Raw genomic sequence first — 21,577 nt, forward strand, 5'->3', positions numbered from 1 at the left:
TTCGCGTAGCCGGACAAACAAAAACGCCACGGCATGCCGTGGCGTTTTTTTATCGCTGCCGCAGCTCACACCGCGCTAGTCAGCGGCAGCGACGCTCAGTGCAAATCCACCGTGCGCAGCATCTCGTCGCCTTGCGGTTCCGCACCGCCGCGTCCGTCGAAGTCATGCCCCGCGCGGCGAATCTCGCACTGCGCCTTCTTCTCGCTCTTCACGCCGTTGAAGATCAGGTTCAGCACCACTGCCGACACCGACGCCAGCAGAATCCCGCTATGCAAGAGCGGCGACAGCGCCGGCGGCAGCTTCGAAAAGAAGTGCGGCGACACCACCGGCACCAGACCCAGACCGATACTCACCGCGACGATGAACAGGTTGTGCGGGTTCCTCACGAAGTCGACTTTCGACAGAACCTTGATGCCGTTCGCCGCAACCATGCCGAACATCACGATACCCGCGCCGCCGAGCACGAAAGCCGGCACCGACGCGACCACCTGCGCCATCTTCGGGAACAGGCCGAGCAGCACGAGGATCACGCCGCCCATCGCGCAGACGAAGCGGCTCTTCACGCCGGTTACGCCGATCAACCCGACGTTCTGCGAAAACGACGTATGCGGAAACGAGTTGAAGATGCCGCCGATCAGCGTGCCCAGGCCGTCGACGCGCAGGCCGCGCACCAGCGTCTTCTGATCGACCGGACGATCGACCATGTCGCCGACCGCGAGGAACATGCCGGTCGATTCGATGAAGGTGACGAACATCACGGTGACCATCGTCGCGATCGATAGCGGGTCGAAGTGCGGCAGGCCGAAGTGGAACGGCATCACGAAGCCGACCCACGGTGCGAGCGTGACGCCTTCCATGTTGACGCGGCCGAGCGCCAGCGCGATCACGAAGCCCGCGACGATGCCGAGCAGCACCGAGATGTTCGCAAGGAAGCCGCGCGCGAATTTGTTGATCAGCAGGATCAGCATCAGCACGAGCAGCGACAGCCCGAGGTAGACCGGGCTGCCGTAGTCGGGATTGCCCACGCCGCCGGCTGCCCAGTTGATGCCGACTTCCATCAGCGACAGGCCGATCACCGAGATCACCACGCCGATCACCACCGGCGGGAAAAAGCGCAGCAGCTTGCCGACCGCGGGCGCGAGCAGGATGCCGACCACGCCGGCCGCGATCGTCGAGCCGAAGATGTCGAGAATGCCGAGCGAAGGATTCGTGCCGATCGCGACCATCGGACCGACGGCCGCGAACGTGCAGCCCATGATGACCGGCAGACGGATGCCGAAGATCCATAGCCCGAGCGTCTGGATCAGCGTGGCGATGCCGCACGAAAACAGATCGGCGCTGATGAGGAAGGCGATCTGGTCCTTCGGCAGCTGGAGCGCCGCGCCGACGATCAAGGGCACCGCGACGGCGCCCGCGTACATCACCAGAACGTGCTGAATGCCGAGGGTGAGCAACTGGCCTGCGGGCAGTCGCTCGTCGCACGGGTGAACCGTGTTCGGTTGCATATCGTCTGTCTCCACCATCTGTTTTGGGATGGCTCCAAGGTATCGGGGACGAAAAGGTGCAACAAGACCACTGGGGCCTATTCCGGCATTCCCGGTGACGATATGCGCGCGCGTCGTTTGAAAGCTGAATTAAAGGTGTGTGCATGGCCGATCGGCGGTGAGCCCTTGGCAGTGGCGCTGCGAGGCCGCTCGCCGCGCGTGCCCGGCGCGCCGGGATATATGTGAGAATCAATGAGGTGTATCGCGGCTGGCGCATAGTCCTGTTTTCATGCGGCTCGCGGCGTGGCGGGGTTAACCCGCGATTGGCGATTTTCAGCGTGCGTTCTGGTGCGAGTGCTCGTGTGCGCATCAGGGCGTTTTTCAGCGTGAACGTTGGCGCGTTTCGCGCATGCCCGATGTCGCTTCTCCATGCACTCAATACGTCCAATCCCCACCCATCTGACGACCCATCGCCTATGAGTTTTCTCGGCATCGACCTCGGCACCGGCTCCCTCAAAGCGGCAATCGTCGACGAACACGGTCGCGAGCAGGCGGTGGCGAGCGTCGCTTATGCGCTCGACACGCCGCACGCGGGTTGGGCTGAAACGCCGGTGCAGACATGGTGGCGCGCGCTCTGCGATGCGATGGCGCGCTTGCCCGAAGGCTTGCGCCGCGACGTGCAGGCGATCGGCTTTTCCGGACAGATGCACGGCGTCGTGCTGATCGACGCGGCGGGCGAAGCCGTGCGACCCGCAATGCTCTGGCCCGACACGCGCGCGGTGGACCTGCTCGATGCGTGGCCCGAGCCGCAGCCGAATCCGGTCGCGCCGGGCATGGCCGGTCCGTTGCTGCGCTGGATCGTGCTGCATGAACCGGAGGCCGCGCGCCGCACGCGTTGGGCGCTGCAACCGAAGGACTGGCTGCGCGTCGCACTCGGCGGCGCGGTGGCGACCGACCCGTCCGACGCATGTGCGACCGCGCTCGCCGATCCCGCCGGCGTGTGGGACGCGGCGCTGCTCGAACGCTTACGGATACCGCGCGAATGGTTCGCACCGCTGGCGCCGTCGTATGCGGCGGGGGGCGTGTTGTCGGAGAGCGCGGCGCGCGCGCTTGGCCTGCGCGCCGGCATCGTGCTCGCCACCGGCGCCGCGGATACGCCCTGCGCGGCGCTCGGCAGCGGACTCGCGCACGACGGCGACGCGTTGCTCACCACCGGCACCGGCGGACAGATCGTCGTGCTCGCCGCGCATGAGCCCGCGGCGGTGAAGGGCTTGCATCGCTATCGGGCGGCGAGCGATCACTGGTATCGGATGGCGGCGATGCAAAACGTCGGCATCGCCTTGGAAAGGGCACGCGGATGGCTGTCGTATGAATGGGCCGATGCTTATCGTGATGCATTCGGTGATGCATTCGGTGATGCATTCGGTGATGCATTCGGTGATGAAGCGGGCAGGATTGCCAACGACCACGCCACCCCGACCTTCCTGCCTTACCTCACAGGCGAGCGCACGCCATGGCTGAACCCGCAGGCGCGCGGCGGCTGGCTCGGTCTCGCGCTCGATCACACACGCGGCGCATTGATGCGCGCCGCGTTCGAAGGCGTCGCGTTCTCGCTGCGCGCCGGGCTCGACGCGGTTCGTGCGAGCGGCGCCACGGTGACGGCCTTGAAGCTCGCCGGCGGCGGTTCCGTCGACGCGCGTTGGCGCCAGTTGCTCGCCGATGCGCTGAACGTCGAACTGCATGCGGTCGATTGTCCGAATGCCGCGCCGCGTGGCGCAGCCATGCTCGGCGGCCTGGCGAGCGGCCATTGGCGCGCGGACGATCTGGCCGCGCTCGCGCCGGGCACGACGCGCGTCGCGGGTCCGCAAGGCGATGCCGCGCTCGAAGCGCGCTATGCGCGCTTTCTCGATCTGTATGGCCGCGTCGAGACATGGTTCGGCGGCCCGACGCCGCGCTAGCCGCGGCAATGTCCGGTCAGGACAATGTGATGACGCGCTTTGCAATACCATTACGCTTTTCGCGCGCTAAGCTGCAAGCCGGCCTGCGCCGCTGGCCGTCACCGCTTCGGCACCGGCCACCGGCGTCGCGCACGAATCACGTGCAGCAGGCGCAACGCAACACCCGCGGATCACCCGCGCGCCGCGATGTAACGAACCACGGCGCGCGTCGCATTCACAGACTCACAGGAGCATTGACGATGAAGACCAAAGCAGCAATCGCATGGAAAGCCGGCGCCCCGTTGACGATCGAGGAAGTCGATCTGGAAGGGCCGCGCGCCGGTGAAGTCCTGATCGAAGTGAAGGCGACGGGCATCTGCCATACCGACTACTACACGCTGTCGGGCGCCGATCCGGAAGGCATCTTCCCGGCGATTCTCGGCCACGAAGGCGCGGGCGTGATCGTCGATACGGGGCCGGGCGTCGGCACGCTGAAGAAGGGCGACCACGTGATTCCGCTGTACACGCCGGAATGCCGTCAGTGCAAGTTTTGCCTGTCGCGCAAGACCAACCTGTGTCAGGCGATCCGCTCGACGCAAGGCAAGGGCTTGATGCCGGACGCCACGTCGCGATTCTCGCTCGACGGCAAGCCGCTGTTTCACTACATGGGCACGTCCACGTTCTCGAACTACATCGTCGTGCCGGAAATCGCGGTCGCGAAGGTGCGTGAAGACGCGCCGTTCGACAAGATCTGCTACATCGGCTGCGGCGTGACGACCGGCGTCGGCGCCGTGGTGTATTCGGCGAAGGTCGAGGCGGGTGCGAACGTGGTCGTGTTCGGTCTCGGCGGCATCGGCTTGAACGTGATCCAGGGCGCGAAGATGGTCGGCGCGGACAAGATCATCGGCGTCGATCTCAACCCGGGCCGCGTCGAACTGGCGAAGAAGTTCGGCATGACTCACTTCATCAACCCGAACGAAGTCGAAAACGTGGTCGACCACATCGTGCAACTCACCGATGGCGGTGCGGACTATTCGTTCGAATGCATCGGCAATACCAAGGTGATGCGCCAGGCGCTGGAGTGTACGCACAAGGGCTGGGGCCAGTCGTTCATCATCGGCGTGGCGGCGGCGGGCGAGGAGATCAGCACGCGTCCGTTCCAGCTGGTGACGGGCCGCGAATGGAAGGGCTCCGCCTTCGGCGGCGCGCGCGGGCGCACCGACGTGCCGAAGATCGTCGACTGGTACATGGAAGGCAAGATCAATATCGACGACCTCATCACGCACCGTCTGCCGCTCGAACGCATCAACGAGGGCTTCGATCTGATGAAGAAGGGCGAGTCGATCCGCTCGGTGGTGCTGTACTAAACGGGGAGCGTCGCGATGCTTGAACTATTGTCGTCGCATGCGTGCCATGGGGGCGAGCAGCGGTTTTATCGGCACGACTCTCAGACCATCGGTTTGCCGATGCGCTTCTCGGTCTTTCTGCCGCCGCAGGCTCTGCAGGCCAACGCAAAGGTGCCCGCGCTGTTCTATCTCGCGGGTCTGACTTGCACGGAAGAAACCTTTCCGATCAAGGCCGGCGCACAGCGCTTCGCCGCGCAGCACGGCATCGCGCTGATCTCGCCGGACACCAGTCCGCGCGGCGCGGGCGTGCCGGGCGAAAGCGCGGCGTGGGACTTCGGCGTGGGCGCGGGCTTTTACGTCGACGCGACCCAGGAGCCGTGGGCGAAGCACTACCGGATGTACTCGTACGTGCGCGACGAGCTGCGCGACACGGTGCTCGCGAATCTGCCGGTGGATGGCGCGCGCCTCGGCGTGTTCGGGCATTCGATGGGTGGTCACGGCGCGTTGATGCTGGCGCTGCGCAATCCGGAGCTCTATCGGTCGGTGTCGGCGTTCGCGCCGATTGCCGCGCCGACGCGCTGTCCGTGGGGCGAGAAGGCGTTCAGCGGTTATCTGGGCGATGACCGCGAGGCGTGGAAGCAGTACGACGCGAGCGAACTGGTCGTGCATGCGTCCCGCAAGTTCGCGGCTGGGATTCTGGTCGATCAGGGGCTCGCGGATCAGTTCCTCGCCGAGCAGTTGAATCCGGATGTGTTCGAGGCCGCTTGCCGGACGGCAGGGCAGCCGCTGACGCTGCGTCGTCATGCGGGCTATGACCACGGCTATTACTTCATCTCGACGTTCATCGAGGATCATCTCGCGCATCACGCGGAGGTGCTGCTCGGGTGATGTCGTTGTAGTTCGCGAGGGCGATGGCGGCGGCATGGAGGTGCGCTGCCGCCATCGGCGAGGCATGGCACGCAAGCGGCCGATGAGCCGCGCGCCAATCTCGCAGCGGCTTGGCCGCTCACTGACTCAACGCCGCTTCAACAAACTCCCGCCATACACCAGCGCCGACAACACGGTGATCCAGAAGCTCGTCGGCCAATCGGTGTAGAACGCCAGCGTCAGACCCAGCCACGCCTGCAGCAACGCGAACACGGCGGCGAGCACGAGACCGGTCGACAGCCGCGTCGTCACGTTCTGCGCCGCGGCGGCCGGGCCGACCATCAGCGTGAACACCAGCAGCACGCCGACGATCTGCGTGCACGCCGCGACGGCCAGCGCGGCAATCGCGAGAAACAGCACCGACACCCGGCGCAGCGACACGCCCTTGGCCTCCGCCAGTTCCGGCTGCAACGACGCGAACAGCAGCGGCCGCATGATCGCCGCGAGCGCCGCCAGACTGACTATGCCCAATGCCGCGAGCACACCGAGCGTCGAGGTATTCACGCCGAGCACGTTGCCAAACAGCAGCGCGGTGACCTGCGTCGCGTACGCGGTGAAGAAATGCAGGAACAACAAGCCGAAGCCGAGCGACAGCGACAGGACCACGCCGATCGCGACATCGCGTCCGGCGAGCCGCTCGCCGAGCGCGCCCATGCCGACGCCCGCCGCGAGCGTGAAGCCGATCATCCCCCAGATCGGCGAGATGCCGATCAGCACCGCGCCGGTCGCGCCGGTGAAGCCGACGTGCGAGAGCGCGTGGCCGGCGAAGGTTTGTCCGCGCATCACCAGAAAATAGCCCACCACGCCGGCCAGCACCGCGACGATCCCGGACGCCGCGAAGGCATTCACCATGAAATCGTATTCAAACATCGTGCGTGTGTCCGTCGCGTGAGTCGTGCTGGTGGGAATGGCCGTGCGAGTGCCCGTGAGCGTGCGAGTGACTGTGGCCGCCGTCCTCGTCGTGTTCGTGCTCGTGATCGTGCTTTTCGACTTCGACGTCGCCCGACATCACGAAGATGCGGCCGTTCACGCGCATCACGTCGATCGGCGAGCCATAGAGGCGCGACAGCACCGGCCGCGTGATCACTTCGTCGACGGTGCCGAGCGCCGCCACGCCGCTACCGAGATACAGCACGCGGTCGAGCGAGTTCAGCAGCGGATTCAGCTCATGCGCGGAAAACAGCACGGCGATGCCAAGTTCGCGCTGCACACTGCGCACCAGTTCGACCACGCTCTTCTGATGATGCGGGTCGAGGCTGATCAACGGTTCGTCCAGCAGCAGCAGTTTCGGATTGCCGAGCAGGCACTGCGCGAGCAGCAGCCGCTGACGCTCGCCGCCCGACAGTTCCGACAACGGCCGCTCGGCCAGCTTGCGGCCGCCGACCAGATCGAGCACGCGCTCGACGTCGGCGCGGGTTTTCGCATCCGCATGCGGCAAGCCCCAGCGGTGGCCGTCGGCGGCCATCGCGACGAAATCGCGGCCCCGCACGCGGCGGCCGGCGAGCGCGCTGCGCGTCTGCGGCATATAGCCGATCGACGCGTTGCCGCGCTCGACCGGCTGCCCCAGCACGCGGATCGCGCCTTGCGCCGCGGGCACGAGGCCGAGCACGGCGCGCATCAGCGTGGTTTTACCCGCGCCGTTCGGCCCGAGCACGCCGATGAATTCGCCCTGATTCACCACGAAGCCGGTGTCGCGCAAGATGGTGCGGCCGCCGAGTTCGAGGGTCACATGATCGAGTTCGAGCACAGGCGCGGTGCGGGGGGCGCTTGCGGCGGCGCTTGCCGCCGGGCTGCCTGAAGCGCTGGCTGGCGCGTTGCGGCCAGTCAAGGTCATTGGGTTTTTCCTTTGGCGCCAGAGCTTGCCGATTTCGCCGCCTTCGCATTGTTCGCACCGCTCGCACCGTTCGTGCCGCCCACGGCCAGCGCCGCGCCCAGCGCGTCGAGCTGCGTGAGCATCCACGTCTGATAGGTCTCGCCGGCCGGCTGGGTTTCGGTGACGCTCATGGTCGGCACCTGCGATTGCTGCGCGAGCTTCAACATGCGTTGGGTCAGGGCCTCGGTTGCCTGGCTGTTATAGATCAGAACGCGTACCCGCTTCTCGCGCAGATCGCGTTCGAACGCGGCGATATCGGCCGCGCTGGCTTCGGTGTCGTTCATGGCCGCGAGCTGGAAGCGCTGATTGCGCATCGTCAGCCCCAGCGCGTCCGACATGTAGCCGAACACCGGCTCGGTCGCCGTGACCGGCGCGCCCGCATAGCGGCCATGCAGTTCGGCGACCTTGGCGTCGATCGGCTTGAGCGAAGCGAGAAACTTCGCGAGGTTCGCATCGTACGCCGACTTGTGCGCCGGGTCAGCCGCGACGAGCGCGTCGCTCACCGCGCGCGCCACTTTCGGCATGGTCGCCGGGTCGTACCAGAGGTGCGGATTATCGCCGCTCTTCCTGCCAGTGAGGTCGGCGGCGACGATCGTGGTGCGCTTTGCGCCCTTTGACGCGGCCAGCAGTTTCGCCATCCACGGATCGTAGTCGGCGCCGTTGTAGATCACAAGGCTCGCATGCTGCAACGCGCGCGCGGTCTTCGGGCTCGCTTCGAACAGATGCGGGTCCTGATCCGGATTGCTGAGAATGCTCGTCACGTCGACGCGATCGCCGCCCAGTTGCTGCACCACGTCGCCATAAAAATTCTCGGCGGCGACGACCGGGATTTTCGCGTCGGCGGCCAACGCGCCGTGGCCGAACGCGAACGCCGCCGCGCCCGCGGCCAGGTACTTCGACAGCTTCAGCGCACGGCGCGCCCCGATCAACATCGAGCCGATTTTTTTCATCGTTGTTTCCTGCTGCGTGAGAGTTGGGTGGGTCACAAATGTTGAGACGGGCGCGCCCGCTGGCGGCGACGTTCGTCCAGGTCCTGTGCGGTTCGCTGTGCTGCTTCAGCCATCACGGCTACATGCATGGCAGCCGCCGTGCGTGGTTTCGGGTGGGCGTTCGTGCCCGGCGTCATGCACTGCCTCATACGGAAGCCTCATGCCGAAGCCCCGGCCGGCCGCGCGGCGCGGGCGCACATGGCACACAGGCCGCTCAGCTCGATCACCTGCCGATGAACCTCGAAACCATGTGCCGGCGCGCTATGCGACAACTGATCGGCAAGGTCGTCGCCGGGAATCTCGACGGTCGCGCCGCAGCCGTCGCACATCAGAAACTGGCTGCGGTGCGGCACGCCGATTTCACAGCAGGCGACGTATGCATTCTTCGATTCGATCCGGTGGACGAAGCCGTGCGCGAGCAGAAAATCGAGCGCGCGGTAGACGGTGGTGGGCGGCATCCGTCCGCGCTGCGGCGCGAGCGCATCGAGCAGCTCGTACGCGCCGACCGGCCGCTCGCTGGCGACGACCGCCGCATACACCTGACGCCGCAGCGGCGTCAGCGCGAGTCCGTGCAACGCGGCGTGGGCGTCCGCATGCGCGAGCCGCACGGCATGGTGTTCCGCAATCGACGTGGCCATCGGCATGGACCTCCTGGCGGCAAAAGGCTTCGAAACGAAGCGAGGTCGAAATGATATAACGTATCTCGAATTTTTGTCAGCGGCTTGCGCAGAATGTTGTTTGGCTGATCCCCGCACGCCGTCATCGTGCGGCCGAAGGCGGCAGAAGGGTGCGCGGGTCTCCTGTCGCGCTGCACCATCGAAATCTGGTCGAGCGCCTTGACATGACCCGGTCCGTATCCGATCATTCGATCACTAACAGAGCAATTGTTCGCGCAATGAGCGTTCGCTCACTGCGCCACAAAAAGCAGAACGAACCGGAGACATGCGGTGGCGGCACGATTGCAAGACAAGGTGGCCATTCTGACGGGCGCGGCCAGCGGCATCGGTGAAGCGGTGGCCCGGCGCTATCTGGACGAGGGCGCGCGCTGCGTGCTGGTCGACGTGAAGCCGGCCGACAGTTTCGGCGACGCGCTGCGCGCAGCCCACGGCGAGCGCGTGCTGAGCGTGAGCGCCGACGTCACGCGCCGCGATGACATCGACCGGATTCTCGCGAGCACGCTCGCGCGCTTCGGCCAGGTCGACATTCTGTTCAACAACGCGGCGCTCTTCGATATGCGCCCGATCCTCGATGAATCCTGGGACGTGTTCGACCGCCTTTTCGCGGTCAACGTGAAGGGCATGTTCTTCCTGATGCAAACCGTCGCGCGCCGGATGGTCGAGCAGGGCCGCGGCGGCAAGATCATCAACATGTCGTCGCAAGCCGGGCGGCGCGGCGAGGCGCTGGTGTCGCACTACTGCGCGACCAAGGCGGCGGTGTTGAGCTACACGCAGTCCGCGGCGCTCGCACTCGCGCCGCACCGGATCAACGTGAACGGCATCGCGCCGGGCGTCGTCGATACGCCGATGTGGAATGAAGTCGACGCGCTCTTCGCCCGCTATGAAAACCGGCCGCTCGGCGAGAAGAAGCGGCTGGTGGGCGAAGCGGTGCCGCTCGGCCGCATGGGGGTGCCGGACGATCTCACCGGCGCCGCGCTATTTCTCGCCTCCGCGGACGCCGACTACATCACCGCGCAAACCCTGAACGTCGACGGTGGCAACTGGATGAGCTAGGCGAATGCGTCGGGCGCAGGCCCTCGAAACCCGCGCGCGCCATCGCCATTTCCGTAAAACAAACGCAGCACCACATAACGTACGAGAAAGGAGACAACACATGAAACCAGCATTCAAATCCACGCTGAAGGCGGTCAGCGCCGGCGCGGCAGCATGTTTTGCGTTGAGCGCATCGGCGGCCACGGTGACGATCGCGACGTTGAACAACCCGGACATGATCGAGCTGAAGAAGCTCTCGCCCGCGTTCGAAAAAGCGAATCCGGACATCAAGCTGAACTGGGTGATTCTCGAAGAAAACGTGCTGCGTCAGCGCGCCACGACCGACATCACCACCGGCAGCGGCCAGTTCGACGTGATGACGATCGGCGCCTATGAAACGCCGCAATGGGGCAAGCGCGGCTGGCTCACGCCGCTCACCAATCTGCCCGCCAGCTACGATCTGAACGACGTCGTGAAGACGGCCCGCGACGGGCTGTCGAGTGGCGGCCAGCTGTACGCGCTGCCGTTCTACGTCGAGAGTTCGATGACCTATTACCGCAAGGATCTGTTCGACAAGGCCGGCCTGAAAATGCCCGACCAGCCGACCTATGACCAGATCGCGCAGTTCGCCGACAAGCTCACCGACAAAGCCAACGGCCAGTACGGCATCTGCCTGCGCGGCAAGGCAGGCTGGGGCGAGAACATGGCGTACAGCACGACGGTGGTGAACACCTTCGGCGGCCGCTGGTTCGACGAGAAGTGGAACGCGCAGCTCACGTCGCCGGAATGGAAAAAGGCGATCACGTTCTACGTCGATCTGCTGAAGAAGAACGGCCCGCCGGGAGCCAGCTCGAACGGCTTCAACGAAAACCTCACGCTGATGTCGTCGGGCAAGTGCGCGATGTGGATCGACGCGACGGTGGCGGCCGGCATGCTCTACAACAAGAACCAGTCGCAGATCGCTGACAAGGTCGGTTTCGCCGCGGCGCCGATCGCGGTCACGCCGAAGGGTTCGCACTGGCTGTGGGCGTGGGCGCTGGCGATTCCGAAGTCGTCGAAGCAGGCCGAATCGGCGAAGAAGTTCATCACGTGGGCGACGTCGAAGGAATACATCGAACTGGTCGCGAAGGATGAAGGCTGGGCTTCGGTGCCGCCGGGAACGCGCCAGTCGACCTATGCGCGCCCCGAGTACCAGAAGGCCGCACCGTTCGGCGCGTTCGTGCTGAAGGCGATCGAAACGGCGGACCCGGATCACCCGACCCTCAAACCGGTGCCTTACACCGGCGTGCAGTTCGTGGGGATTCCTGAGTTTCAATCGTTCGGCACCGTGGTCGGTCAGAGCATTTCCGGTGCGATTGCCGGTCAGATGACGGTCGGTCAGGCGCTGGCGGCGGGCAACGCCACCGCGGATCGCGCGGTGAAGCAGGCCGGCTATCAGAAGTAACGTAGCAACCCAGCCACGTCAGTGATGTGGCACGCGCCGGCTGACGCCCGTCAGCCGGCTCACGCAGCACAGCGGGGCCGTCCCGGCCGCGAGCGAGCGGTTGGGGCGTCGCACGATGCCGCAACGGTTCATGCGGCTCACGCGGACGCCCCCGCGCATTACCGAACAGGTGGTCAATCATGCGTCCTTTGCGCCTACCTCTCATGCATGCCCAGCCCCAGACCGAAAAAGAACGCGAAACCCGTAAAGCCAATTCCGCCCGCTGGCTAGTGTCGCCATCGGTCGCCGTGCTGGTGCTGTGGATGGCGATTCCTCTCGCGATGACGATCTGGTTTTCGTTCTCGCGCTACAACCTGCTGAATCCGGATCTGCGCGGCTTCGCCGGCCTCGACAACTATCGCTACCTCGCGAGCGACCCGTCGTTCTGGCCGTCGATCGCCAACACGCTCGAGTTGATCATCTCCGTGCTGGTGATCACGGTGGTCGGCGGCGTGCTGATGGCGATCCTGTTCGACCGCAAGTTTTACGGCCAGGGTGTCGCGCGGCTGCTCGCCATCGCACCGTTCTTCGTGATGCCGACCGTGAGCGCGCTGATCTGGAAGAACATGATCCTGCATCCGGTGTACGGCCTCGTCGCGCAGGGCATGCGCGCGATCGGCCTGCAGCCGATCGACTGGTTCGCCGTCTATCCGCTCACCGCGGTGATCATGATCGTCGCGTGGCAGTGGCTGCCGTTCGCGTTCCTGATTCTGTTCACGGCGATCCAGTCGCTCGATCAGGAGCAGAAGGAGGCGGCGCGCATCGACGGCGCGGGTCCGTTCTCGATGTTCTTCTACATCACGCTGCCGCACCTGAGACGCGCGATCGCGGTGGTGGTGATGATGGAAACGATTTTCCTGCTGTCGATCTTCGCCGAAATCTATACGACCACGGGCGGCGGTCCGGGCACCGCGACCACCAACCTGTCGTACCTGATCTTTTCGCTGGGCCTGCAACAGTTCGACGTCGGTCTCGCGTCGGCGGGCGGCATTCTTGCTGTCGTGCTGGCCAACATCGTGTCGTTCTTCCTCGTGCGGATGCTCGCGAAGAACCTGAAAGGGGAGTACGAAAAATGAGCCACGTTGCCTCTACCCCGGCATCGACGACCACGCCGATGACCGTGCCGACCAAGTCGCCGTTCGATGCAATCCGTCGCGGCATCCCCGGCGTGATTGCGTGGCTCGTCGCGCTGCTGCTGTTCTTCCCGATCTTCTGGATGACGATCACCGCATTCAAGACCGAGCAGCAGGCGTACTCGTCGTCGCTCTTTTTCGTGCCGACGCTGGAGAGCTTTCGCGAGGTGTTCGCGCGCAGCAATTACTTTTCGTTCGCGTGGAATTCGGTGCTGATTTCGGTGGGCGTCACCGTCTTGTGTCTGATTCTCGCGGTGCCCGCCGCGTATGCGATGGCATTCTTTCCGACGCGCCGCACGCAGAAGGTGCTGCTGTGGATGTTGTCGACCAAGATGATGCCGTCGGTCGGCGTGCTGGTGCCGATCTACCTGCTGTGGAAGAACAGCGGCCTGCTCGATACGGTGTCGGGTCTGGTGATCGTCTACACGCTGATCAATCTGCCGATCGCGGTGTGGATGTCGTTCACGTACTTCGCCGAGATTCCGCGCGATATTCTCGAGGCAGGGCGTATCGACGGTGCCGCGACCTGGCAGGAAATCGTCTATCTGCTGATGCCGATGTCCCTGCCCGGTCTCGCGTCCACCGCGCTGCTGCTCGTGATCCTTTCGTGGAACGAAGCGTTCTGGAGCATCAATCTTTCCAGTTCAAACGCCGCGCCGCTCACGGTGTTCATCGCGTCGTATTCGAGTCCTGAAGGCCTGTTCTGGGCCAAGCTGTCGGCGGCTTCGCTGCTGGCGGTCGCGCCGATCCTGATCGTCGGCTGGCTGTCGCAGAAGCAACTGGTGCGCGGCCTCACGTTCGGGGCGGTCAAATGACGGCGGGAGCAAGTGGGGGCGCGTTGTCAAGCAACTATGCGTTGATCTGCGATTGCGACGGCGTGCTGATCGACAGCGAAGCCGTGGCGGCGCGCATGCTGGTGCACGAACTCGAAGCGCGCTGGCCCGATACCGACGTCGAACCGGTAGTGCTGCCGCTGCTCGGACTGCGAATCGAAAAGGTGCTGCAGAGCACGGCGGCGCAACTCGGCAAAAGCCTTAGTGTTGCCGAGATCGACGCGATTCGCCGCGCGGTGGAAGCCGCGGCGATCGAAGCGCCGGCGGTCGAAGGCATCGAGGCCGCGCTCGCCCAGGTGCCGCTCGTCAAGGGCTGCGCGAGCAACAGCTTCCGGCCTTACGTGGAGACCGTGCTGACGCGCACGGGTCTCGTGCGCTTTTTCGGCGAGCGGCTGTTTTGCGCCGACGCGGTGCCGAATCCGAAGCCCGCGCCCGACGTCTATCTGGCGGCGGCGCGCGGACTCGGGCTCGCGCCTTCCGCGTGCCTCGTGGTGGAGGACAGCGTGACCGGCGTGACGGCGGCGAGCGCGGCGGGCATGACGGTGCTCGGTTTCATCGGCGGAGGTCATGCGAGCGACGCGCAGATCGACAAGCTGCATGCGGCCGGCGCGCGTCACGTATTCGACGACATGCGGCAATTGCCGGACATCGTCGCGCAATGGACGCTGAGCGCGACGGCGGCGGCGCCCTGAGCGCAAGCCCGGCTCGCGACGGCTAAAGGTCAGCGGTCAACGGCCAGGCATCGAACGCACACAGCAACACATAGCGACACACAGCATTACACGGAGACACATCATGGCAAGCGTAACTCTGCGCAACATCAGAAAGGCCTACGACGACAACGAAGTGATGCGCGACATCAACCTCGACATCGCCGACGGCGAGTTCGTCGTGTTCGTGGGCCCGAGCGGCTGCGGTAAATCGACCTTGATGCGGATGATCGCCGGTCTCGAAGACATCAGCGGCGGCGACCTGACCATCGACGGCGTGCGCGTGAACGACGTGCAGCCCGCCAAGCGCGGCATCGCGATGGTGTTCCAGTCGTACGCGCTGTATCCGCACATGACGCTGTACGACAACATGGCGTTCGGCCTGAAGCTCGCCGGCACCAGGAAGCCCGAGATCGACGCGGCCGTGCGCAACGCCGCGAAGATCCTGCATATCGATCATCTGCTCGATCGCAAGCCGAAGCAGCTTTCAGGCGGGCAGCGCCAGCGCGTGGCGATCGGCCGCGCGATCACGCGCAAGCCGAAGGTGTTCCTGTTCGACGAGCCGCTGTCGAATCTCGACGCCGCGCTGCGCGTGAAAATGCGCCTCGAATTCGCGCGTCTGCACGACGAACTGAAGACCACGATGATCTACGTGACGCACGATCAGGTCGAAGCGATGACGCTGGCCGACAAGATCGTCGTGCTGTCGGCGGGCAATCTCGAACAGGTCGGCAGCCCGACCATGCTGTATCACGCGCCCGCCAACCGCTTCGTCGCCGGCTTCATCGGCTCGCCGAAGATGAACTTCATGGAAGGCATCGTGCAGTCGGTCACGCACGACGGCGTCACGGTGCACTACGAAACCGGCGAGACGCAACGCGTCGCGGTGGAGCCGGGCTCGGTCAAGCAGGGCGACAAGGTGACGGTCGGCATCCGCCCCGAACACCTGCACGTGGGCATGACCGACGACGGCGTCTCGGCCCGCACGATGGCCGTCGAATCGCTCGGCGACGCGGCGTATCTGTATGCGGAATCGAGCGTCGCGCCGGACGGACTGATCGCGCGGATCCCGCCACTCGAACGACACGCAAAAGGCGAAGTGCAAAAGCTCGGCGCCACGCCCGAGCACTGCCATCTTTTCGACAGCGAAGGGAAAGCATTCCAGCGTAAGATCGTTGAAGTGCTGGCCGCGTGACGCGATGGGAAGCGGCGGGCGCGCCGCTTTCCTTTCCACCACGCTGCGGGGAACGCTCATGTCCGCCTACGTCGTCATCACGCGCGAGAAAACGCTCGACCCCGCGAAGCTCGAAGAATACAAACAGGTCGCGCCAGCCACCTTCGATCAGCGGCCGGTCGTGATGCTGGCGAGCCACGGGCGCAGGGAAGTGCTGGAGGGGCCCGCGCTCGAAGACATCCTGATTCTCGAATTCACCGGCTACGACGAAGCGCTCGCGTGGTATCGCAGTCCCGCGTATCAGGCGGTCAGCGAAACGCGGCTGCAGGGCGGCGACTATCGGATCATCGTCACCGAAGGTTTGCCGCAGATATAGCGCCTCGGTGCGCCTGCCGCCGGCGTCATGCTTCCAGCGCGGCGCGCGCGCACAACTCGTCGGTCACCAGTCCCGACAACCAGCCGCCCTTGAGCACCGCGATCAGCGCTTCACGCTTGCGCTGGCCGCCGGCGAAACCAATCGTCGGACGACGTGGCGGCGTATCGAGCGCGATGCTCGTCACGCGCCGGCCGGTCGGCGATTCGACGTGCGCGCCGGCTGCATCGATTGGCAGTCCGAGCATTTCGGCCACGGCGCCGTTGTGCATCAATTCCTTCACTTCCGCCGACGTGATGAAGCCGTCTTCATGCAGCGGACACTTCGGCCCGATATTGCCGATCCCGACAAACGCGACATCGGCCTGCGCCGAGAGCGACTGGACGATCCGGTACAGCCGGTGATTGCACCACTGCGCGCGCTCGGCCTCGCTATCGGCAAGCAGCGGCGCGGGCAGCAGAAAATACTTGCCGCCGGTCTTTTCGGAAATGTGCAGCGCGACGTCGTAGCGGTTCGACGAGCCGTCCTGCGCGATCGCCCCGACCATCGACACCAGCCGATGCTGCGGACGGTCCAGCTGCGCGATCTGATCGACCGCGGCCTTCAGCGTGCGGCCGCTGCTCACCGCGACCACCATCGGCTTTTCCGCGCCGAGATAGCGCTCCATCACCTGCGCGCCGGCCACCGCCAGCTTGCGGTCGACTTCGTCGGAGGTGTCGCCGTCGATCGGCACCACTTCGCACATGCTCAGGCCGTAGCGCGTCGACAGCTGATCGGCGAGCAACAGACAGTCGGCGAGTTTGTGATCGACACGCACGCGAATCAGATTCTTTTCCACCGCGAAGGCGACCAGCCGTTGCGCGACCGGACGTGAGACCTGCAGCTTCTCGGCAATTTCGTTCTGGGTGTTGCCGGCGACGTAGTAGAGCCACGCGGCGCGGGTAGCAAGATCTAGTTTTTCTGAGGACTTGGGCACGGTAACGGCTCGCTTGAGGTGCGCCGATGATAGCAGCCGGCCGGCGTCTCTCAACGCCAACCGGCCGTGGCTGCCGCTGGCTCAGGCGAGCGGCGCGCGCGCCGGGTCGAACAGCGGCCGCACGTGACGGTATAGCGCCCGGTACGCTTCGAGCCGCGTGCGCAGTTCGGCATGGCGGCGCGGATTCGGCGTGAACTCCTTTTCGATCGGCGGCTTGGTCAGCACCGTGGCCGGGTCGCCGCCCGCGGCCAGCCAGCCGAGGCGGGCTGCGCCTAGCGCCGCGCCGGTTTCGCCGCCGCCGTGCTTGCGCGTCGCGGTGTCGAGTGCATCGGCCAGCAGTTGTGCCCAGTAGTCGCTGCGCGCGCCGCCGCCAAGCAGCGACAGCGCCTTCGCCTCAGTGCCGGCCGCGCGCAACGCGTCGAGGCCGTCGGTGAGCGCGAGCGTCACGCCTTCGAGCACCGCATAACCGAGCAACGCGCGATCGGTCGCGTGATTCATGCCGAAGAACACGCCTTGCGCATACGGGTCGTTGTGGGGCGTGCGTTCTCCGGACAGATACGGCAGGAACAGCGGCGCGGTGCTCAATGCATCGGCGGGCAGTGCCTCGATTTCGGCGAGCAGGGTGGGCTCGTCGGTCGAGGTGAGCTTGCAGACCCAGCGCAGGCAACTCGCCGCCGACAACACCACGCTCATCTGATGCCAGCGATCCGGAATCGCATGACAGAACGCGTGCACGGCGGAGGCCGGATTCGGCCGGAAACTGTCGCCGACCACGCACAGCACGCCCGACGTGCCGAGCGACACGAAGCCGTCGCCCGGTTGCGTCGCGCCGATGCCGATTGCGCTGGTGGCGTTGTCGCCGCCGCCCGCCGCGACGATCACGCCGTCGCTCAGGCCGAATTCGCGCGCGAGCGACGGCAGCAGCGTGCCGGACGGCGCGCTGCCTTCGGCGAGGCTCGGCATCTGCGCACGCGTCATGTTGCAGGCGGCGAGCAACGAGTCCGACCAGTCGCGCCTCGCGACATCGAGCCACAACGTGCCCGCCGCATCCGACGGATCGGACACCTTGCCGCCCGTCAGTTGCAGGCGCAGATAGTCCTTGGGCAGCAGCACGCAAGCGGTCCGCGCGAAAATCTCCGGCTCATGGCGTGCGACCCACAGCAGTTTCGGCGCGGTGAAACCCGGCATCGCCAGATTGCCCGCCACGCTGTGCAGATCCGGCGCACGCTCGGTCAACTCCGCGCACTCCTTGTCGCTGCGCATGTCGTTCCACAGGATCGCGGGACGCAGCACGCCGTCCTCGGCATCGAGCAGCACCGCGCCGTGCATCTGCCCCGACAGGCCGATGCCGCGAATCTGCGCGAACTCGTCGGGATGCCGCTCACGCAACGCGGTGAGCGCCGCGCGCGTGCCCGTCCACCAGTCCTCGGGATTCTGCTCGGCCCAGCGCTGATGCGGACGCGAAACGGTAAAGGGGGAGCCTGCCGTGCCGATCACGCGTCCATCGGAGGCGAGCAGCAGAACTTTCACTTCGGACGTGCCGAGGTCGATGCCGAGATACATGGGCGCGAAACCTTCGTCGTTAGGGATGCGCTACTTTAGCCGCACCTGACGCGCGCTGCCATGCGCATTAAGCCTGGCACTGCGCGCGATCGATTCGAAACAGGACGCACCGGAGTGCTCAAACCGCGCCGCGTTGGGCGAGCCAGACATCGACGCGCGCGAGCGCACCTGCGAGCGCCGATTCCAGCTCCGGTGTCTGCGCCATGCTGCCCCACAGCAGCCGGTCGGCGGCGAACGCCTGCAACGGGTCGGGCGCCGCGAAGAAGCCGTGCGCGACGCGCTCGCCCATCACGCCGTCCTGATAGGCATACGGCAGCTTGCCCGCATGCCAGCGTTCGAGAAAGCGGAAAAACAGCGCGGGCAGCATCGCCGTCGCGGCCGGCGTGACGCCCCGTTCGAAACACTCGGACAGCGTCGGCGCGATGAAGCCGGGCAGCTTCGAAAAGCCGTCGGCCGCGACGCGCTGGTTGGTGTCCTGGATATATGGATTGCTGAAGCGTTCGAGCACCACGTCGCGATAGCGTGCGAGATCGAGCGGGCTCGGCGAGAGGCACGGGATCACGTCTTCGGTCACGTAGTCGAACGCGAACTGGCGAATGTCGGCGTCGAGCGTGCCTTCGTGAATGTAGTTCAGCCCGACCAACGTGCCCGCCCACGCGATGCAGCTATGCGGCGCGTTGAGAATGCGGATCTTCGCTTCCTCGTACGGCAGCACCGAGTCGACCAGTTCCGCGCCGACCTTTTCCCATGCGGGGCGGCCCGCGATGAAGCGGTCTTCGATCACCCACTGGATGAACGCTTCGCCCATCACCGGGCACGCGTCGTCGAAGCCGGTCGCGGCCTTGACGCGCTCGCGCACGTCCGGTGTCGGACGCGGTGTGATGCGGTCGACCATCGAGCTAGGACAGGCGGTGTTGTTGTCGAACCATTGCGCGAGACGGTCCGCGCCACGTCGTTCGAGAAACTCGCTCATGCCCGCGTGAAAGCGCTCGCCGTTGCTGCGCAGGTTGTCGCAAGTCTGCAGCGTGACGGGGCCCGCGCCGCGTTGCATGCGTGCGTCGAGAATCGCCGCCAGCGCGCCGTAGATGGTGGTGTGGCCGCCTTTCAGGTCGGCGGCGAGATCGGCGTTGCCGGTGTCGAGCCGGTCGTGTTCGTCGAGGTAATAGCCGCCTTCGGTGACGGTGAACGCGATGATCTTGCAGGCCGGATCGGCGCCCGCTTCGATCAGCGCGTCGAGGCTTTCGGTCCACGGCACCACGCGTTCGATCGAGCGGATCGTCTCGTAGGCGCGCTCGCCCTGCGGCGTGACGGTTTCGAGCGTGTAGACGCCGTCCTGCGCGGCGAGTGCTTCGAGCACCGCGTTCATGTCGCTGCGGATATTGCCGACCGTCAGCGACCAGTGCTCGCCCTGCAGCTTCGCCTCGTTCAGCCGATGCAGATACCACGCCTGATGCGCGCGATGAAACGATCCCGCGCCGATGTGCAGGATCACGTGTGCGGCCGCGCCGCTGCCTTGCCCGGTATCCATGTGCGTCTCCTATGTCGACCGGAGTTGGCGCTTTAGCGCCTACTCCGGTCCCATGATGGTTTTCTGTTGGCGCTTTAGCGCCTACTCCGGTCCCATGATGGTTTCCTGTTGGCGCTTTAGCGCCTACTCCGGTCCCATGATGGTTTCCTGTTGGCGCTTTAGCGCCTACTCCGGTCCCATGATGGTTGCTGTTGTCGCACGGCTCGAAGCGTGCGTTTTCTCGTGACGGAGCATTTGCTCTGCGTGTGAGCGAATGATCGTACCCGGCGAAACGAAAGTCAAGGCGGCGTCAGCGGCTTTTCGTGGCGCAGCGCGGCGTGGGCGGGCCTTCCGGGTGACCGGCAAGGCGTGGCCGGGCGAGCCGCCGTGCCTCGACGTGCGTTTTGCATTGCATCAAATTTGACCTGGGGAACGTCAGGACTAACCCGAATGCAAAAAAGTATTGGTCCGCGGTCTCATTTTTAGTGGTGGCCGGCGCGGTTGCAGGCTACTTTTCGCTATACAAGACGAAGAGCAGCGGCCCCCCCGGCGGCCCGCTTCATGGAGGCAAGACAGTGCAACCCGATCTGGAAATCGTGGCCGTGCGCCGCGACGAATCGTTCAAGGTGTGGTCGCATGGCTATCCGTACCGAACGGTGCGCTGGCATTTTCATCCGGAATACGAAATTCATCTGATCGTTGCGACGACCGGCAAGATGTTCGTCGGCGATCACATCAGCAGTTTCGCGCCCGGCAATCTGGTATTGATGGGCCCGAACCTGCCGCACAACTGGGTCAGCGACGTGCCCGAAGGCGAGACCATCGCGCAGCGCAACCTGGTCGTGCAGTTCGGCCAGGAGTTCGTGTCGGGCTGCCTCGACAGCTTTCCCGAGTGGCGCCAGGTCGAGGCGCTGCTGGCCGACTCGCGCCGGGGCGTGTCGTTCGGCGCACGCACCAGCGCCGCGGTCCAGCCGCTATTCATGGAGTTGCTGACTGCGCGCGGGCTGCGCCGTCTCGTGCTGTTCATGTCGATGTTAGAGATCCTGATGAATGCCGAGGACCGCGAGACGTTGGCGAGTCCCGCCTATCAGGCCGACCCGACCGGCTTCGCGTCGACCCGCATCAATCACGTGCTGTCGTATATCGGCAAGAACCTCGCGAACGAACTGCGCGAGTCGGATCTGGCGCAGCTGGCCGGGCAGAGCGTCAGCGCGTTCTCGCGCTATTTCCGTCGCCATACCGGCTTGCCGTTCGTGCAGTACGTGAACCGGATGCGCATCAACCTCGCGTGCCAGTTGCTCACCGACGGCGAACTGAGCGTGACCGATATCTGTTTCAAGGCGGGCTTCAACAACCTGTCGAATTTCAACCGGCAGTTCCTCGCGGTGAAGGGCATGGCGCCGTCGAAATTCCGCCGCTATCAGCAACTGAACGACGCGAGCCGCGACGCGTCCGAGGAAGCCGCGGCGCGCGGCGCGGGCATCGACGACGCGCCGGCCATCGTGCTCGCACCGGGGTTGCCCCGCAACGTTTGCGCCGCCTATCCGTTCACCTAGCCAG

At 65.4% G+C, this 21,577-nt stretch carries 19 protein-coding genes; 11 read left to right on the top strand and 8 right to left on the bottom strand.

Annotated features, from left to right (window positions below; genetic code table 11):
* Nucleotides 1-95 precede the first annotated feature (95 nt).
* Complete coding sequence (locus ACZ9H4_RS12010) at nt 96-1,505, bottom strand: nucleobase:cation symporter-2 family protein (protein WP_476119134.1); 1,410 nt, start codon at nt 1,503-1,505, stop codon at nt 96-98.
* A 455-nt stretch (nt 1,506-1,960) separates the two neighbouring features.
* On the opposite strand from ACZ9H4_RS12010, the gene ACZ9H4_RS12015 reads away from it, so the two are divergent.
* The 3 genes from ACZ9H4_RS12015 (at nt 1,961) to fghA (ending at nt 5,655) form a co-directional block, all read left to right on the top strand.
* The gene (locus ACZ9H4_RS12015) at nt 1,961-3,442 is read left to right on the top strand and encodes a xylulokinase (protein ID WP_476119136.1); all 1,482 of its coding nucleotides are present in this window, start codon (nt 1,961-1,963) and stop codon (nt 3,440-3,442) included.
* Nucleotides 3,443-3,681: 239 nt separating this feature from the next.
* A complete protein-coding gene (locus tag ACZ9H4_RS12020) occupies nt 3,682-4,788 on the top strand; it encodes an S-(hydroxymethyl)glutathione dehydrogenase/class III alcohol dehydrogenase (RefSeq protein ID WP_042321278.1) in 1,107 nt (368 codons plus the stop codon).
* Nucleotides 4,789-4,803: 15 nt separating this feature from the next.
* Nucleotides 4,804-5,655 (top strand): S-formylglutathione hydrolase, encoded by an 852-nt coding sequence (fghA, locus tag ACZ9H4_RS12025; protein ID WP_476119139.1) that lies wholly within the window; start codon nt 4,804-4,806, stop codon nt 5,653-5,655.
* A 126-nt stretch (nt 5,656-5,781) separates the two neighbouring features.
* Here fghA and ACZ9H4_RS12030 read toward each other — a convergent pair whose 3' ends face one another.
* The 4 genes from ACZ9H4_RS12030 to ACZ9H4_RS12045 form a co-directional block, all read right to left on the bottom strand.
* Nucleotides 5,782-6,564, bottom strand: coding sequence for a metal ABC transporter permease (locus ACZ9H4_RS12030; protein ID WP_408140510.1), 783 nt, complete (start codon nt 6,562-6,564; stop codon nt 5,782-5,784).
* Nucleotides 6,557-7,528 (bottom strand): ABC transporter ATP-binding protein, encoded by a 972-nt coding sequence (locus ACZ9H4_RS12035; RefSeq protein WP_408140512.1) that lies wholly within the window; start codon nt 7,526-7,528, stop codon nt 6,557-6,559. The genes ACZ9H4_RS12030 and ACZ9H4_RS12035 overlap by 8 nt, the downstream gene beginning before the upstream one ends.
* Nucleotides 7,525-8,517, bottom strand: a complete 993-nt coding sequence (locus tag ACZ9H4_RS12040) for a metal ABC transporter solute-binding protein (RefSeq protein ID WP_408140514.1) — start codon at nt 8,515-8,517, stop codon at nt 7,525-7,527. Before ACZ9H4_RS12040 ends, ACZ9H4_RS12035 begins: the two co-directional genes overlap by 4 nt.
* Before the next feature lie 197 nt (nt 8,518-8,714).
* Entirely contained in the window at nt 8,715-9,194 is a 480-nt protein-coding gene (locus tag ACZ9H4_RS12045; RefSeq protein WP_408140516.1) for a Fur family transcriptional regulator, read from the bottom strand.
* Nucleotides 9,195-9,503: 309 nt separating this feature from the next.
* On the opposite strand from ACZ9H4_RS12045, the gene ACZ9H4_RS12050 reads away from it, so the two are divergent.
* From ACZ9H4_RS12050 to ACZ9H4_RS12080, 7 genes are all read left to right on the top strand, one after another.
* Complete coding sequence (locus ACZ9H4_RS12050; protein ID WP_408140518.1) at nt 9,504-10,286, top strand: L-iditol 2-dehydrogenase; 783 nt, start codon at nt 9,504-9,506, stop codon at nt 10,284-10,286.
* A 100-nt stretch (nt 10,287-10,386) separates the two neighbouring features.
* Entirely contained in the window at nt 10,387-11,709 is a 1,323-nt protein-coding gene (locus tag ACZ9H4_RS12055) for an ABC transporter substrate-binding protein (RefSeq protein ID WP_476119142.1), read from the top strand.
* A gap of 179 nt (nt 11,710-11,888) precedes the next feature.
* Nucleotides 11,889-12,824, top strand: a complete 936-nt coding sequence (locus ACZ9H4_RS12060) for a carbohydrate ABC transporter permease (RefSeq protein WP_408140521.1) — start codon at nt 11,889-11,891, stop codon at nt 12,822-12,824.
* A gap of 38 nt (nt 12,825-12,862) precedes the next feature.
* The gene (locus ACZ9H4_RS12065) at nt 12,863-13,696 is read left to right on the top strand and encodes a carbohydrate ABC transporter permease (RefSeq protein WP_408140927.1); all 834 of its coding nucleotides are present in this window, start codon (nt 12,863-12,865) and stop codon (nt 13,694-13,696) included.
* Complete coding sequence (locus ACZ9H4_RS12070) at nt 13,693-14,406, top strand: HAD family hydrolase (protein ID WP_476119143.1); 714 nt, start codon at nt 13,693-13,695, stop codon at nt 14,404-14,406. The genes ACZ9H4_RS12065 and ACZ9H4_RS12070 overlap by 4 nt, the downstream gene beginning before the upstream one ends.
* A gap of 103 nt (nt 14,407-14,509) precedes the next feature.
* The gene (locus tag ACZ9H4_RS12075) at nt 14,510-15,619 is read left to right on the top strand and encodes an ABC transporter ATP-binding protein (protein ID WP_408140525.1); all 1,110 of its coding nucleotides are present in this window, start codon (nt 14,510-14,512) and stop codon (nt 15,617-15,619) included.
* Nucleotides 15,620-15,677: 58 nt separating this feature from the next.
* Entirely contained in the window at nt 15,678-15,974 is a 297-nt protein-coding gene (locus ACZ9H4_RS12080; RefSeq protein ID WP_168664795.1) for a DUF1330 domain-containing protein, read from the top strand.
* A 25-nt stretch (nt 15,975-15,999) separates the two neighbouring features.
* On the opposite strand, the gene ACZ9H4_RS12085 is transcribed toward ACZ9H4_RS12080, so the two are convergent.
* From ACZ9H4_RS12085 to dalD, 3 genes are all read right to left on the bottom strand, one after another.
* Nucleotides 16,000-16,947, bottom strand: coding sequence for a sugar-binding transcriptional regulator (locus ACZ9H4_RS12085; RefSeq protein WP_476119145.1), 948 nt, complete (start codon nt 16,945-16,947; stop codon nt 16,000-16,002).
* A gap of 81 nt (nt 16,948-17,028) precedes the next feature.
* Nucleotides 17,029-18,510: a xylulokinase gene (gene xylB / locus ACZ9H4_RS12090; RefSeq protein ID WP_476119146.1), complete on the bottom strand. Its 1,482-nt coding sequence runs from the start codon at nt 18,508-18,510 to the stop codon at nt 17,029-17,031.
* A 118-nt stretch (nt 18,511-18,628) separates the two neighbouring features.
* Complete coding sequence (gene dalD / locus ACZ9H4_RS12095) at nt 18,629-20,038, bottom strand: D-arabinitol 4-dehydrogenase (RefSeq protein WP_476119147.1); 1,410 nt, start codon at nt 20,036-20,038, stop codon at nt 18,629-18,631.
* 554 nt (nt 20,039-20,592) lie between these two features.
* On the opposite strand from dalD, the gene ACZ9H4_RS12100 reads away from it, so the two are divergent.
* On the top strand, nt 20,593-21,573 hold the full coding sequence (locus ACZ9H4_RS12100) for an AraC family transcriptional regulator (protein ID WP_408140534.1): 981 nt from the start codon (nt 20,593-20,595) through the stop codon (nt 21,571-21,573).
* The last annotated feature ends 4 nt before the right edge of the window (nt 21,574-21,577 follow it).

The sequence above is a fragment of the Paraburkholderia sp. TE9906 genome, assembly GCF_056279605.1.

Bases quoted from the DNA above. Each gene is read 5' to 3' on its own strand.
- fghA (WP_476119139.1), top strand. From the start codon at position 4,804: ATGCTTGAACTATTGTCGTCGCATGCGTGCCATGGGGGCGAGCAGCGG.
- ACZ9H4_RS12035 (WP_408140512.1), bottom strand. From the start codon at position 7,528: ATGACCTTGACTGGCCGCAACGCGCCAGCCAGCGCTTCAGGCAGCCCG.
- ACZ9H4_RS12040 (WP_408140514.1), bottom strand. From the start codon at position 8,517: ATGAAAAAAATCGGCTCGATGTTGATCGGGGCGCGCCGTGCGCTGAAG.
- xylB (WP_476119146.1), bottom strand. From the start codon at position 18,510: ATGTATCTCGGCATCGACCTCGGCACGTCCGAAGTGAAAGTTCTGCTG.
- dalD (WP_476119147.1), bottom strand. From the start codon at position 20,038: ATGGATACCGGGCAAGGCAGCGGCGCGGCCGCACACGTGATCCTGCAC.
- ACZ9H4_RS12020 (WP_042321278.1), top strand. From the start codon at position 3,682: ATGAAGACCAAAGCAGCAATCGCATGGAAAGCCGGCGCCCCGTTGACG.
- ACZ9H4_RS12015 (WP_476119136.1), top strand. From the start codon at position 1,961: ATGAGTTTTCTCGGCATCGACCTCGGCACCGGCTCCCTCAAAGCGGCA.
- ACZ9H4_RS12070 (WP_476119143.1), top strand. From the start codon at position 13,693: ATGACGGCGGGAGCAAGTGGGGGCGCGTTGTCAAGCAACTATGCGTTG.
- ACZ9H4_RS12055 (WP_476119142.1), top strand. From the start codon at position 10,387: ATGAAACCAGCATTCAAATCCACGCTGAAGGCGGTCAGCGCCGGCGCG.
- ACZ9H4_RS12080 (WP_168664795.1), top strand. From the start codon at position 15,678: ATGTCCGCCTACGTCGTCATCACGCGCGAGAAAACGCTCGACCCCGCG.
- ACZ9H4_RS12030 (WP_408140510.1), bottom strand. From the start codon at position 6,564: ATGTTTGAATACGATTTCATGGTGAATGCCTTCGCGGCGTCCGGGATC.
- ACZ9H4_RS12010 (WP_476119134.1), bottom strand. From the start codon at position 1,505: ATGCAACCGAACACGGTTCACCCGTGCGACGAGCGACTGCCCGCAGGC.
- ACZ9H4_RS12045 (WP_408140516.1), bottom strand. From the start codon at position 9,194: ATGGCCACGTCGATTGCGGAACACCATGCCGTGCGGCTCGCGCATGCG.
- ACZ9H4_RS12065 (WP_408140927.1), top strand. From the start codon at position 12,863: ATGACCGTGCCGACCAAGTCGCCGTTCGATGCAATCCGTCGCGGCATC.
- ACZ9H4_RS12075 (WP_408140525.1), top strand. From the start codon at position 14,510: ATGGCAAGCGTAACTCTGCGCAACATCAGAAAGGCCTACGACGACAAC.
- ACZ9H4_RS12060 (WP_408140521.1), top strand. From the start codon at position 11,889: ATGCGTCCTTTGCGCCTACCTCTCATGCATGCCCAGCCCCAGACCGAA.